This window comes from Bradyrhizobium sp. USDA 10063 (assembly GCF_054063735.1).
Genome location: NZ_JBSSGP010000002.1, coordinates 7,947,924 through 7,961,795 on the forward strand (window position 1 = coordinate 7,947,924; position 13,872 = coordinate 7,961,795).

Below are 13,872 nucleotides of genomic sequence, written 5' to 3' on the forward strand. Positions count from 1 at the left end.
TAGGCTGGCCAGATAACTCCTTTTTCGATGGCGATCCCAGGTCGAGCCGGTTTTGGCAATCTGGTTTACTTGCCAGATCAAACTCACATTCGGTCGTCGCGCGAGGCAACTGCACCAACATTCCGCTTGCGGCGGGCAGGCTCGAGAGGACGAGACCATTCTTCGATGCGGCTTTTTGAGGCCATGCAGACCATCGGTTCGTCCACCCGGATCGGCCGAGGCTGATCGAACCTCGGCAGATTGGTTTTGAGTTTGCGGGGGAGAGTGCTTGTGTTAGGCGACAGACTTCATCACGGCTCCCTCAATCACGACGCCAGCGGTTACGTACTTCCACAGAGCTACGAGCAGCTTGCGGGCCAGCGCCACGATCGCACGCTTGCGGCCGCGCTGGCTGTGCGCCTTGAACCACTGCGTCAGAGCCGATTGTTCCTGGTGGCGCACCCACAGCCAGGCGAGCTGGACCATGGTTGTGCGCAGCCGCGGATTGCCGGCCTTCGACACGCCCTGCTCGCGTTCGATACCGCCACTCCGCCATGGCGTGGCCGCAAGACCGGCATAGGCAGCAACCTGACGACGGTTGGCGAAGTGGCGGTAGAAGGCCTCCGACCAGAGAACCCCGGCGAAGTTGGCGCCCATTCCCTTCAAGGCGAGCAGCATTGTGACCGGGGCCGGTGCGCCCTTCTTCTCGCCCGCTGGCTTTCCCGCCTCGACCAGGAGAGCATCCTGCGCGGCCTCCACTGCCTTGATCTGGTCGAGCAACAGTTCGAGCCGATCGAGTTCGCGACTGACCTGCGCTTTGAGATGCGGCAGCAGTGCGCGCCCGTCCCCCGTACGCAGGGCCTCAAGGCGCGCCCGCCGGTCGCGCCGCAACGGCGCGTAATCAGATATCCCTTGCGCGAACAGAAGGCCTTTGATCCGGTTCACATGCTCGATCTGCTCGGCGATCAATGTCCGCCGCTCGCGGCAAATCCGGCGGTGGTCCTCTTCTTCCGGAGAGGGAGCAACGACCATCGCGCACACCCGCGGCTCGCCGCGCTTGTAGGCCAAAAGCGCCCGCAGCAGCGTCTCGCCATCCAGCCTGTCCGTCTTGGCCCGCCTGCGCCGGCGCGGAGTCGCGATCGAGGCCGGATCCACCACGTGGCTCTCGATGCCCTCGTGCTGCAGACTGCGGTGAAGCCAGAACCCATCCAGCCCCGCCTCCTGGATCGTAATGATCGGATAGCTCTCACCCGTTCGGGCCCGCGCCTTGCGCTTTAGCTCCGCGAACAGCTTCAAGAGTTCCGCAATATCGCCGGCCTTGACGCTGTGTTTGGACATCTTCTCGCTCTTGCCGGGCGACAGCGAGGTAACCAGCCAAGCCGAACGGCTCAGTTCCAACGACACAAAAATTGCCCCAAACTGCGTGCGGATAGCGGCCGGTCCGTCGGAATGATGATCGAGCAACATCGTCGTCTCCAGGTTGAATGGATTCAGCAACCAACCTCAGTCTGGCCTCAGACCTGGTCGCTATCCACTCCCCATGGAATCTTCGACAAGACCCCCGTCCAGCTGATTGGCGAGGTGCGCCAGCCGGTCCCTCCCAAGCCAGGCCAGCGCGAGCGCTACGACTGCGAGTACAAGCGCAACGGCACCGCCAACCTGTTCGTCTTCCTCGACGTGAACCGCCCCTGGCGCAACGTCAAGCTCACCGAGCGCCGCGCCGCCCTGGACTACGCCCACTGCATGCGTGAGCTTGTCGACGTCCATTATCCCGACGCCGCCTGCATCCGTGTCGTGCAGGACAATCTGTCGATCCATACCGCCGGCGCGCTGTATCAAGCATTTGCGCCTGCCGAGGCCCGGCGCATCCTGCGCCGCATCGAATTCCACTACACGCCAAAACACGCCAGTTGGCTCAACATGGTTGAGTGCGAGATCAGCGTGCTGCAGCGCCAGTGTCTCGGCCGCCGCATCGACGATCCCAAAAGGCTCCGAAACGAGATCTCAGCATGGCAAAAGCGGCGGAATAAAACCCGAGCTCGCATCAAATGGATGTTCACAACCGACAAAGCCCGCGCCACACTCGGCCGCGCCTATCCAGCCACCGCCAAAGAGTCAAAATCACTGTGATAGACCACTAGGCGACAATCACACGATTGCGACCTTCATATTTTGCGCGATAGAGCCGCTGATCGGCGACGTTCAGGAACCCGTCAAGCGTGACTCCATCGCGACCGAACTCTGACACTCCAACACTGATTGTGACGCCGACCGGCGGTTGGGCTCCGACGTCGAACGCAGCGCCTTCGATGGCCGATCGAAGGCGCTCGGCTACCGCGCAAGCCGTGTCGAGCGTCGCTCCCGGCAGCAACACCATGAATTCTTCACCGCCCACGCGCGCGACAGAGTCGTAGGGGCGGATCGCCTCCAAACACTTTCGCACGAATACGCGTAGGATCTCATCGCCGACACTGTGACCACGTGAATCATTGATATCCTTGAAATGGTCGAGGTCAATCGACAGCAGAGACAATGGAGCACCGGTTCGTTTGGCCCTCGCGATCTCAGCACCTATATGCTCGATGAAGTGGCGCCGATTTCCGGCACCGGTCAGTGGGTCGGTGGCGGCAAGGCGTTCCAACCTTTGATTGCTCAGTTGCACTTGCTGTAGCGCCCTTTGCGTCTCGGCCATCGATTCGGCCAGACGGGCCGTCATTTCTTCCTGGCTATAGATGGTCGAGAACGATTGCGTCGTTCGGAAAGCCTGGACAACGCCATAGCTGAGCAGAAAGAACCCGCCAGCAAAGATCGCGTGGGCGAGCCACCACATATGATTCCACGGCGCCGCCAGAATGAATGCGAGCGACGATAGCGCAGACCACGCGACCGAAATGCCGAAAACAAGCATGAGCGGCGAGTGTATCCGTCGCATAAGCATGACCGCGACGTTTAGCGCGCTGAAGAACAGTGCGCCGCCCTCCATGGACAAGCGTACCGCCGGGTGACCCGCATAGGGGGAGTAGGCGATCAACGCGACGGCTACGTCCATCGTCAGGAACAGGCCAATCCACATCAGCCATGCGAGCGCATCGGAACGCTTCTCGACCTCGTCTGACGGCTGGTTGTAGCTGAGCAGCCCAACGAAGAGCAAAATCGACATCGCGAGACGCGACGCCGGTCCATAGAGCAGAAACAGCCAAATGTTGCGGTGTGCCATCCCGGTGAAGGCGCCGTGCGGGGAATAGATCAATACGAAGCCGAGAAAACCCAGCGTCAACCAACGCAACAGAGGTTCGCCTGAAGACCGATAGCAACACCACGTCACATAGGTGATGAACAGTCCTTCGAGGGTGGCGACGGCAATCACGAATTCGTGGAACAGGTGATTCTCGAATTTTAGCGTGGGATCCTGCTGGAAATAAAGGTAGACGATGAACTGAGCGGGCATCAGGGCAAAGGCGATGAGGAGAAGGCTCATATACGCCTGTGTGACCAGCCGGAGCGCATTGGGCGGCTCGTGTACCGCGAGATTCGTGCTCATATGCCTATACCGTCCCCATGATGATACCTGCGTCGTTTCATGGACTGTCGGTGCTTCGCCGGCCGCGAGTGCGCGGTTAAACCGGCACGATACTCGGGAGTCGCACAGCCAGTCGAAAAAGATTTCATGGCATCAATCGTAACACGCCAAGCCCTTCAATTCCAGAGCATGCAACCTCCCCGGGAGGCTCAGCAACGTCGCACGAGACACCGCCTCGTGGTTGGCGCGTACCCATGGAGGCGTGAGAGATCATGTCCACCTACCAATCGCCATAGCTGCTAGAAGCCATAGCTGCGATGCTCCGCCATCCGTTCGCTCTCCGCCACTCGCGCGCCCCAGAGCTCTCGAAATCTTGAAACGGAATCCTGAGGGCGCAAATCGTGGCTTCGGCCGCGCTGACGAGGTGCAAACTGGCCGAGCCGATCGCAAATCACTTTTGCCGGGAACAATCATCGCGATCCGGCGGCGCGTTTACCGTCGCGGCCGGCGAAGCGTTACTCAAGTTCCGACAATCGGCGCACAAAATGTGGTGTTGGTTTCACATTTGTGCTACCTGTAAAAACCTCACCAGAACCCGTCAGCGAAGGTTCGACTGTGATGAGTTTGTCACCACGATCGCGCGTATCGCACGCCGATTGGTTCGATTGGCGTCGTTCTGCCACAAAGGATTTCATTGCTCTCTTTGGGGGCGTCCTTCTCGCTTCGACCTTGGCGCATGTCTATCAGCTTGGCCCTCGCTTGTTTCAGCTGGGACTGGGCTATACGGATTTGGCATTCGACGACATCGTCTTCATTATATTCTTCGCGTTGTTCCTGAGCGTTGCGCTGACTATCTTTAGTGTTCGCCGCTATCGAGATCTCGTCCGCGAAACCAAAGCACGAACCATTGCAGAAGGAGAAGCGCGCGATCTGGCGCGACACGATCCTTTGACCGGCCTGCCTAACCGTCGCCTGTTTGATGAAAAACTTGATGCGTGCCTTTGCCTCGCCAGCGACACGCACCAGGTGGCCGTTCTGATGCTTGGCCTTGATGGCTTCAAGAGGATCAAGGACGCATATGGCCACGCAGCGGGAGACAAGGCGTTATGCGAATTTGCCAACAGTGTCGCCGACATCTTGCGCAAGGATGGCGTCCTGGCGAGGATTGGGGGCGACGAGTTCGGGATTATCCTGCCAGACATTAGCTCCCTCGACGATCCCACCAATCTGGCGCGCCGCATTGTGGCGTCCGCCGCCAACACTTTCGCGATCGAGACAGGGTCAGCCGAGCTTGGTGTTGGAATTGGTATCGCCATCGCTCCGATTGACGGCGTCAATCTCGACGAATTGGTCAGGCGCGCAGAACGTGCACTTTATCGCGCACAAGGCGATGGCAGGTCGTGTGTTCGGTTTTTTGAACCAGAGATGGACATGCATGTCGAGCGGCGCATCCAGATCGAGCGAGAGCTTCGTAGCGCTATCACGGCCGATATTATCGAGCCGCACTACCAGCCATTGATTTCGCTCAAAGGCAATTGCATCATCGGGTTCGAGGCCCTGGCGCGTTGGAAAAACAGAACTTTGGGGCACATTCCACCCGATGTGTTTATTCCGATTGCAGAAGAGACGGGCCTCATCAACTCTCTTGGAGATCAGCTTTTTCGCCGCGCCTGTTTCGATGCCAATGCATGGCCCGAGACGTTTACGCTTGCCTTCAATATTTCGCCCATTCAATTGCGTGATCCCGCGCTTGGACAGCGCATTCTATCGATTCTTAGGCAAACCGGGTTCAGTCCGCTCCGCCTGGAGATTGAAATTACCGAGAGCGCGTTCGTAGAGAAGACCGGGGTTGCGAAGACCGTGATTGATGAACTTCGTCAAGCCGGCGTCCGCATCGCGATCGATGATTTCGGAACTGGTTATGCTACGCTTAGCCAGCTGCTTTCGTTTCGTCTCGACAAGATCAAGATAGACCGCAGCTTCGTGTCGCATCTCGACGACAGTGCCGACAGCCGGGTGATCGTTCGTGCTATCCTTGGCCTTGCCAAAGGATTTGGCTTGACGACCACGGCCGAGGGCATCGAAGACGAAGGCCAGCTGGCCTATCTGGTGGCCAATGGTTGCACGGAAGGACAAGGCTACCTGTTTAGTGGTGCCGTCCCGGCCGCCGGTATCACCGCGTTGCTTAATCGAGAATCCGGCCGCACGGCGGCTGCTGAAGATGGGACAAGAAGTCTGCACGCGTGATTCGGCGTCCTCGGTTCTTCGGGCAGCTTCTGCCACAAGCGTTTATAATGGTTCCTCAAGCGTGACCCGGAAAAGTGGATATCGGTTTTCCAGGTCATACTCAAAGATGGAGCAGGATCCCAGCCCTGGACTTAATCCGATTGAAGCTCGCTCTGGCCCATATGAGGACCGGAGCAGGTGGCCTCAAGTTAACGAATTGGAGCGGCCGAGGGGATAGACGAGCGGCATGTCGCTTTATCGCCGCCCTCGCTTCCTGCCAGAAGTGATCAGCTATGCCGTTTGGTTGTATTTCCGTGTCCTTAAGCTTGCGCATAGTCGAGGAAACGCTGGCGGCGTGTGGCGTTGGCGTGAACTATGAAACCGTGCGCCAATGGGGGACGGAAATTATATAAGGCGTTCTCCGATCGGATCCGCCAGCGCGCGCTCGCGGCGACAGGTCACGAACCTTTTCCACATCCCCTATCCCGTTGCCGTCACTGCCGACTTCCGTCGGGTTTCGCGCGAGCGCGCCTTTAGACTTGGCGAGATCTTCACCACAAGCCTCACGGCCGAATCTAGAACCTCTGAGAATCGCATTCTTCGGCTCAGCGTTCGATTAAGTTGACGCTGCCGTGCACAGTTCATAGCTCACCGTACAACACGTGCTCGCTCTTCGTCGATTTCATAATGGCGGAGGTTGCGAACGTTAAACGATCCGCCGCTTCCTTGAACCCGCGACGCTGCGCGCGCTTTTGGGCAAGAAAGAGCTGATCGGCTTTCAGGGCGGCGGGGAACCTGTCGCCATAGCCAATTCTGGGCGCTCTCGCGCACGCTCGACATCCGCCTCGATACGCGGCCTCTCTCAAGGCGTCACCATCCGCTTTCGCGCATCGCTCGGGCATACATCGTGCCACCTTGACCCTGCATGTCGGAAAAGCGTTGTGGTTGTCAGGTTCTCGACAGCTGCCGTCGCTAGAAGGGTCTCCAGCCGGCGATCAGCTGATCGCAATGGAAGAGCACCGGAATGCGCGTGTCCAGATGCTTGGAGGCGGCATGTTGGCGCGTCAGCGCTGGTCGTTGAGTTCCGACGTCGAGAACACGTCTCAGCTGAAGCCCCGTCGGTCTGCCGGCTCGATTCCGCCGGCACATCCGATCCGACGCTCGCTTATGGCGCCGGATGATCTTCGTATAGAGTTGGGCGAAGAATTCGGTCGCGGCTTCCGTGCTGCTGACGAGCACCACTCCTGTATCTCAGACGAGCGGCGTGTCAATCAGCACAGGAATGAACCCTTACGGGATGCTGCATACCGACAACCATAATGCACCTCCAGCACAAGCAGAGAAGGCGCTCACCGAAGATGCCAAGCTCAGGCAGCGCGCGCATCCAAGTCTTCGTCTCGGTCTATCTCGTTCTGCATCAAGCGCAATCTCGAGTCATGCATATGCGAGCCAAGAGCTCGGGATTGATGGGCAAGAAAAATTGGCCGCTTGATCGACAAGCGGCCCAAGTCTAGGGAGGAAACGCCCAAGGAGGGCGCGATAGCAAAACGCTACCGCACTGCACACGCAAGTACTTTCGTCGGTCCGAACGACGCATCCCCATCGAGAGCCGATAGCCGTCGTGTGACAATTCTGTTCGCGCTTAGGCAGAGAAGCCTCTCGTGCTCTTGGATGGAGAAAACAGAGTGGGTTTCGGTAATCTTTGCGCGGGACCACAAAGAAGAGTTTCTGTCCGGCAAGGGCAACGAGCTATGCTGTATTTGCGTAATGAGGTGCTCGGCGGCCTGGTTTAACTCGACACGTTTTCTATCGACATCATTGTCGGGGAAGCGACGCGAGAGAACGGTATTGTTACGGATCACGCCGATGCTGTTGACAGCTTTGTGCGCGGCAGCAATCAACTTTCTATTGGCGACTTTCTCAGTATCTTGATCTGCCTCGGCAAAGATTCCCACTCGATTCGAGGACGTCTGCGTCAACGTTTTCCAGTGGATAATCGCTGAGACCCTAGACCCAATAGGCTCGCAGCCCTTCTTTGCCGGCAACTATCATGGTGTTGCTGCAGTTGCATTCAACAAAGGCATCGTCGGCGAAAAATTCTAGAATGTGTTCAAGGTCCCCGGCTCGGTGGGCGTCAAGCAAATCTACCGCGGTGGCCATGGTGTCGATCCTCATAGATCGGCTCCTGCAGGCGAGCGCCAGTTGAAGGCCATCTGAACGCAGCCTTCGGAATTAGCGACTTTCGAAGTGGCAGCCGAGCCGGGCGAGGCGATGGAGTTTAGGTCGGCGCCAAAAGGCGCATTAGGATGTTTTGCGGCACCGCGGGACAAGTTTAACTACCACCAGTTCGATCATTGTGCTCTTCTTGGCGCGCAATCTCTCGCTGATCGGTAGCCCCCCATCAGCCGAGAGGGAGCGGCCCCGGCGTCGACCCACGATTGCGCCGGGGGACAATCGCGCTGGTCGCCTTGTGCGGGAGCTGCGGAGCGGAGAGGCCGAGCGAGCTTCGACGGGCTGGTTCAATCGCTCGTATTTAGGGAGGAGGCCGCTATGGCTTGCTCCACTTCCTTAGCCAACGTTCGGTGGTAGTCAGCAAGTTGGCAAACAATGCGTTTTTAGTCGCGTTAGTCGCGAGCTTGCTGATTAATTCGCACTCTTCGGCGTCATTCCGAAGCTTCTCCAAGTACGCCTGCACGTCATTCATTTCGGTCGGGCCCACACATTTAGAGCTTCGACTAACTCAGCAGCCCGTTCGGCTTGCCGCGCTTGCTCGAGGAGCTTGTCCCGCTCGGCGCCCGGTGACAGACGTCTGGCGCGTGCGCGAGATTGCTGGGCTGTGCTGGTCAGCCGCTCCTGAAGTGAGCCGATCGGTTTGGATCGATTACGCTTTCGTTTGACTCCCATCGATAATGGTTAGATCAGGAGGATGTCCACGTCATTGATTTGGATCAAATGTCCAAGGCTTGGTCTCTCCCACCATCAGTAGGGCCCCGCGACGGAGCCTTGGCCTCACCCAGAAGCGCTATACGACGTCTAAGGAAAGGATGAGAATTGGGCCGAGCTGCCGTCCCCGACAAGGGACGAGATTGCTCGTGCCCACACGGCTGAACCGTCGTTCGCCGCGGGGCTCATCTGGGCACCCGATACCGAATGGTCGGAGAAAGTCATCTCACAGGCCGAGACGTTCCCCAAGTGGAAGTTCAAGGACTTGGTGGACGCGACGACACCGGCAGTCACATGGCTCCGCAAGCATGGGCTGATGTGTTCAGCCACGAGGCTGCGGCTGAGATACGCGACCAGATGATGCATCGGCCGAAGGAAAAGTCGCTCTACGACGCATAGATCTTGCGCTCGTTCCGGCGAAAACGGGCAACCGCCCTGCACTTGGTTGATCGAGATCAAAGACTTTCTACCTGTCCGCGTGCAATAGAGTGGCCATGAGCCACTTGGTCAAAAACGCCGAACGCTATGATCCTACGACGGTCTGGCTGCATTGGATCACCGTCACTCTTGTCGTAGCCCTATGGGGGATCGGTCAGGCCGGGGAGCTGTTTCCGCGTGGGGCGTTCCGCACCGGAGTGTGGTCCACGCATGTGCTGTTAGGCGTTCTCACCGCGTTCGTTCTTGTGACGCGGGTTGCTTGGCGAGCGCATTTTGGACGCGTGCTGCCGCCTACCGAAAGCGGCGCTCTCCAAATGATCGCAAAACTGACGCATCAGGCATTGTACGTCCTGCTTGGCCTCGTAGTCCTCACCGGCATCGTTAATGCATCGTATCGCGGCTTCGATGTGTTTGGACTGTGGTCAGTGCCGCAGTTCGGCAGCGGCGATGCGGCGACCCGTCATAGCATCAACGAGTGGCACGAACTCGTGGCCAATGCGCTAATGTTGGTTGCGGCAGTTCACGCCTTGGCGGCCTTCGGACATCATTACGTGTGGCGTGACCATCTGCTCGACCGTATGCGGCCGTAGCGATGCCAAGGCTCGGCTGGAGCGCGAATTGCCGGGGCAAATCAAAGCTCTTGAAAACGTCGCATAAGGCCAACTGATGGCGCGCTTTGCCGGCCGCAGGACCGAGACAATCGGCCCGGTCGATCTGTGCCGGAGCTGCTTCCACGACACGATGCACAACGCGGGCTTCGCATTCACCGCTGCACCGTCCCCCCCACCCCAGCCCGGTGTTGGCGCACCCGGCGGCAGTCCCCCGCCTCCTCCCGCTGCCGCCGGGATGCAGCGCCCTCCGATGCCTGCGCCCGGTCTTGCGCCGACTGGTGGTGCAGCCGCTGTACCTGGCCCTCAGGCTGGTGGGCCCGCGCCGCAGCCCGCTCCGCAAGCCCTGCAGATGCCTCCGATGCCGGCAATGCCCGTCATTCCGGAAGAGGAAGAGCGTGACGCGATCGAGGATGCGCTCGAAAAGGACATGAACCACTACCTGAGCGTAGTGGACAAGGGCTACGTTGCCGACAGCGACCAGATGTTCTTCAATGTCGACTTCGGTGGCTTTGGCGTGAAGAAGGTCTATCACGATCCGCTGAAGCGCCGGCCGGTCTCGCGCTCGGTTGACGTCGAGGATTTCATCGTCTCGAAGGACGTGGCCGACCTCGCCGATGCCGAGCGCATCACGCATCGCATCCGCATGCCCAAGTCGACGATGCGCCGGATGCAGATCGCGGGTGCCTATCGCGACATCGAGCTGGGCCGACCGACGCAGCAGACGACCGACGACAACTCGGTCAAGCAGACCAAGGAACAGGTCTCGGCCGTCAAGAAGTCCGCTGATCCGCGCGATCTCGATTACGAGGTCTACGAATGTTATTGCGAATTGGACCTTGATCAATTCGCCCCGAAGCAATTCAAGGGCAAGAAATTGCCCCTGCCTTACAAGGTCTCGATCGAGAAGAACACCGAGCGCGTTCTCGAAGTCCGCCGCAATTGGCGTGAGAGCGACGAGGAATGCTTGGCAAAGCAATACTTCGTCGATTTCCCCTACATGCGGGCATTCGGCTTCTATTGCATTGGCCTGTTGCACCTATTGGGCAATACCACCAAGGCGCTCACCGCATTGTGGCGCGAGTTCATCGACGCCGGCATGTTCGCCAATTTCCCGGGCTTCCTGTATCTCAAGGGCGCGGGCAGGCAATTGACGAACCAATTCCGCATTGCTCCGGGCTCGGGCGTGCCATTGGATGCCGCGGTCGACGATATCACCAAGGCGGTGATGCCGTTGCCCTACAAATCGCCCGACGCCGCATTCACCGCATTCGTCGAGCATGTTGAGCAATTGGGCCAGCGTCTCGGCGGCACCGCACAAACGCAAGTCGCGGAGGGCAGGGCAGACGCTCCGGTCGGCACCACGCTGGCTCTGATCGAGCGGGCCTCCAAGCCCGTGAGCGCGGTCAACAAGCGCCTGCACGCGTCGCAGGCCCGCGAGTTCGAGCTGCTGAAAGAGCGCTTCCGTGAAGACCCTGAGGCATTCTGGCGCTTCAACAAGAAGCCGGCGATGAAGTGGGAGAAGGATTTCTTCCTGAAGGCGCTGGAGGACTACAATCTTGCTCCCGTCTCTGATCCGAATAATCCGACTAAGCTGCATCGCATGGCGAAGGCGGAAGCGTACCGGCAAGTGGTGATGGGCGCGCCGCAGGCCTTCGACCCGAAGAAGGCGATCCTGAAGTACACCGACGAGATTGGCATCAGCGGCGTCGAGGAGACGCTCTCGCCGAACATCGGCGCGATGAGCCAGCCGCAACAGCCTCCGGTCGACCCGGCCAAGATGGCGGGCGTGGCAGCCAAGCACGCCAAGACGCAGGCGGATGCTGCGAACGCGGCGCAGGATCGTCAGGCCGATCTGGTCAAACAACAGCGCGAGCTGGAAGACAATGCGGCAGAACGCGAGAACAAGATCGCCGTCTCCCAGATCGAGCAAGGCACCGAATCTCGAACCTTCGAGAATCGCCTCCTTCGGCTCGGCGGTCGATTAAGTTGACGACGCCGTCGGACCCTCTGATCCGCTGCATCATCTCTGAAAAGACACAGCCTGTTCGTCTTAGCAATTTTTTGCGGGAGATCGATCACCAACGGACCTGATCAGACCCGCAGGTGTTCTGCGCACCTTTTGCCACGCTTGGGGTCGACTTTGATTTCGTAAGAAATCTTTTGGCCTTCTGCCAAACCAGAGAGTCCAGCGCGTTCTATGGCGCTGATGTGGACGAAAATGTCGTTTCCGCCGTCATCTGGAGCGATAAAGCCGTACCCCCTTTGACCATTAAACCACTTCACAGTACCCGTTGCCATACGATCACTTCCTTTGCTGCCGCGCCCAGTCCGTGCGCTGGTTGGTGATAGTGCCGAGAATGGAGCAACCGGCATGCCGGATCGAAAATGCTGATCCTACAAGGATGGTGAGCGTCCGATCGACGAGAGTGGACGCAAAGCTGACAATCGTGTGCGATTGCCAACATCCTCAGGCTGGCTCGATCAGATGGGATTACACGGAGGCAGCACGCGGCGCGGCCGGTAAGTTCTGCAACGCCTTGATGCGAGCGCGGTGTTCTGCGTTGAAAATTGTCGACCCATTTAGCTCGCATATCGCGGGCTGTCGTAGCTGCCATCAACAACCAAGGCATGCTGTGCGCATTCCAGGGATGATGATGCTGCGCGGACCGGCATCACGTGCGCGCAGGAGATCCGGCGGCTATACAAGATGAAGATTGGGCAATTGAGCTGCCGAACCCCGACCGGGACAAGGTCGCGCGCGCTCACACGGCTGAACCGTCATTCGCTGCCGGGCTGATCTTCGCGCGGACACGGAATCGGCGGAGAAGGTTATCTCGCAGGCAGAGACGTTCCCCAAGTCCAAGTACAAGGATTTGGTCGACTCCACCGCGCAAGCGGTGACGTGGCTGCGCAAACATGGGCTCATCGCTCATAACCATGAGGTGGCTGCCGAGCTGCGAGAGCAGATGATGCATCGATCGAAGGAAAAGCCGCTGTACGACGCTTAGCGAGCTATTTGCCAGCAACGTAGGAGCGTGATCTTCCCGGCGGCATCGAACTCCCGAAGCGCATTCACAAGGCCACCGCCGTAAGGTAGGAGATGGACGTCCCATTGCCTGCCGGTTGGAGGTCGTGCAATTCAGATGCAGGATATCCTCGAGCCGACAAGCATCCTTGTGAACAGACGTGCACGGCGGGCCAAAACGGACCGGCTCGACGCAGAAGGCATGCTTCGCGTGCTCGCCACCTGGCTGGCTGGCGACCGGCAGGTGTGTAGCATGGTGCGCGTGCCGACGCCCGAGGAGGAGGACGCCAAGCGCCCGCACCGCGAGCGCGAACAGCTTGTTCACGACAAACAGCGCATCGAGAACAGGATTGAGGCGCTGCTATTTACACAGGGCATCCGGGGACGGCCGTCTTTGCGCTCCTGGGAGCGCGACGTGGCCGCGCTGCGAACCGGGGACGGCCGTGCCCTGCCGCCATTGTTGCGGGCCGAACTTGATCGCCTGCGTCGGCGACTTGTCTTTGTCCTAGAACTGATCCGCGAACTCGAAGACAATCGCGCTCGAACCTTGGAAGAAGCAGAAGTGGCTGACAAGACGGTTGGCAAGATCACCGCCCTGCAACGCATCCGCGGGATTGGGGAAAACTTTGCCGCGGTGCTGGTGCGGGAGGTGTTCTACCGCTCCTTCGACAATCGCCGCCAGCTTGCCAGCTATGTCGGCATCACACCCATGCCCTATCAAAGCGGCGGCATGGATCGCGACCGAAGCATCAGCCGAGCGGGTAATCCGCGAGCACGCACCACGATGATCCAGCTCGCCTGGCTCTGGCTGCGTTATCAGCCCGACAGCGGGCTGGCCAGTTGGTTCCGTGAGCGCGTCGGCACGCTGCAGGGACGCACGCGACGGATTGCGATTGTAGCGATGGCGAGAAAGTTGTTGATCGCGTTGTGGCGCTACGTGGAGACTGGCGTGGTGCCGGATGGCATCGCGCTCAGGACGGACAGCGTGGCCAAGGCATAAGCTGACAAGGATTGCTGCAAGCGGAATGTCGCCGGCGGCAATACGGGGAGCGCGACCGTCTTCCTCCTTGGTGGCCACAGGCTGCCGCGTTTCAGGTGGGTCGCGTCTCGTCGGGGCAAAGCCTCGTGCA

The 13,872-nt window shown here is 59.3% G+C and carries 7 protein-coding genes and 3 pseudogenes; 6 read left to right on the plus strand and 4 right to left on the minus strand.

Features of this window, described 5'->3' with window-relative positions:
* Nucleotides 1–273 precede the first annotated feature (273 nt).
* Nucleotides 274–1,446, minus strand: coding sequence for an IS110 family RNA-guided transposase (locus ACVJGD_RS39440; RefSeq protein ID WP_456639204.1), 1,173 nt, complete (start codon nucleotides 1,444–1,446; stop codon nucleotides 274–276).
* A gap of 81 nt (nucleotides 1,447–1,527) precedes the next feature.
* Here ACVJGD_RS39440 and ACVJGD_RS39445 point away from each other — a divergent pair.
* A pseudogene (locus ACVJGD_RS39445) lies at nucleotides 1,528–2,109 on the plus strand (IS630 family transposase); the annotation flags it as partial.
* A gap of 7 nt (nucleotides 2,110–2,116) precedes the next feature.
* On the opposite strand, the gene ACVJGD_RS39450 reads toward ACVJGD_RS39445, so the two are convergent.
* On the minus strand, nucleotides 2,117–3,520 hold the full coding sequence (locus tag ACVJGD_RS39450; protein ID WP_456639205.1) for a GGDEF domain-containing protein: 1,404 nt from the start codon (nucleotides 3,518–3,520) through the stop codon (nucleotides 2,117–2,119).
* Between the two features lie 597 nt (nucleotides 3,521–4,117).
* On the opposite strand from ACVJGD_RS39450, the gene ACVJGD_RS39455 reads away from it, so the two are divergent.
* Together ACVJGD_RS39455 and ACVJGD_RS39460 are read left to right on the plus strand one after the other, a co-directional pair.
* A complete protein-coding gene (locus ACVJGD_RS39455) occupies nucleotides 4,118–5,746 on the plus strand; it encodes a putative bifunctional diguanylate cyclase/phosphodiesterase (RefSeq protein ID WP_456639206.1) in 1,629 nt (542 codons plus the stop codon).
* 226 nt (nucleotides 5,747–5,972) lie between these two features.
* Nucleotides 5,973–6,166, plus strand: a pseudogene (locus tag ACVJGD_RS39460) (IS6 family transposase); the annotation flags it as partial.
* A 1,566-nt stretch (nucleotides 6,167–7,732) separates the two neighbouring features.
* On the opposite strand, the gene ACVJGD_RS39465 reads toward ACVJGD_RS39460, so the two are convergent.
* On the minus strand, nucleotides 7,733–7,900 hold the full coding sequence (locus ACVJGD_RS39465; RefSeq protein WP_456639207.1) for a hypothetical protein: 168 nt from the start codon (nucleotides 7,898–7,900) through the stop codon (nucleotides 7,733–7,735).
* 1,262 nt (nucleotides 7,901–9,162) lie between these two features.
* Between ACVJGD_RS39465 and ACVJGD_RS39470 the strand changes: the two genes are divergently transcribed.
* Nucleotides 9,163–9,696 (plus strand): cytochrome b, encoded by a 534-nt coding sequence (locus ACVJGD_RS39470; protein ID WP_456639208.1) that lies wholly within the window; start codon nucleotides 9,163–9,165, stop codon nucleotides 9,694–9,696.
* A gap of 379 nt (nucleotides 9,697–10,075) precedes the next feature.
* Nucleotides 10,076–11,707, plus strand: coding sequence for a portal protein (locus ACVJGD_RS39475; RefSeq protein WP_456639209.1), 1,632 nt, complete (start codon nucleotides 10,076–10,078; stop codon nucleotides 11,705–11,707).
* Nucleotides 11,708–11,808: 101 nt separating this feature from the next.
* Here the strand turns inward: ACVJGD_RS39475 and ACVJGD_RS39480 are convergent, their stop codons facing one another.
* Nucleotides 11,809–12,015 (minus strand): cold-shock protein, encoded by a 207-nt coding sequence (locus ACVJGD_RS39480; protein WP_456639210.1) that lies wholly within the window; start codon nucleotides 12,013–12,015, stop codon nucleotides 11,809–11,811.
* An 854-nt stretch (nucleotides 12,016–12,869) separates the two neighbouring features.
* Between ACVJGD_RS39480 and ACVJGD_RS39485 the strand changes: the two are divergent.
* Nucleotides 12,870–13,742 (plus strand): annotated as a pseudogene (locus tag ACVJGD_RS39485) (IS110 family RNA-guided transposase); the annotation flags it as partial.
* Nucleotides 13,743–13,872: the final 130 nt, after the last annotated feature.

Excerpts from the sequence above, each read along its gene's own strand:
- ACVJGD_RS39440 (WP_456639204.1), bottom strand. The coding sequence starts at position 1,446 with ATGTTGCTCGATCATCATTCCGACGGACCGGCCGCTATCCGCACGCAG.
- ACVJGD_RS39450 (WP_456639205.1), bottom strand. The coding sequence starts at position 3,520 with ATGAGCACGAATCTCGCGGTACACGAGCCGCCCAATGCGCTCCGGCTG.
- ACVJGD_RS39455 (WP_456639206.1), top strand. The coding sequence starts at position 4,118 with ATGAGTTTGTCACCACGATCGCGCGTATCGCACGCCGATTGGTTCGAT.
- ACVJGD_RS39465 (WP_456639207.1), bottom strand. The coding sequence starts at position 7,900 with ATGAGGATCGACACCATGGCCACCGCGGTAGATTTGCTTGACGCCCAC.
- ACVJGD_RS39470 (WP_456639208.1), top strand. The coding sequence starts at position 9,163 with ATGAGCCACTTGGTCAAAAACGCCGAACGCTATGATCCTACGACGGTC.
- ACVJGD_RS39475 (WP_456639209.1), top strand. The coding sequence starts at position 10,076 with ATGCCGGCAATGCCCGTCATTCCGGAAGAGGAAGAGCGTGACGCGATC.
- ACVJGD_RS39480 (WP_456639210.1), bottom strand. The coding sequence starts at position 12,015 with ATGGCAACGGGTACTGTGAAGTGGTTTAATGGTCAAAGGGGGTACGGC.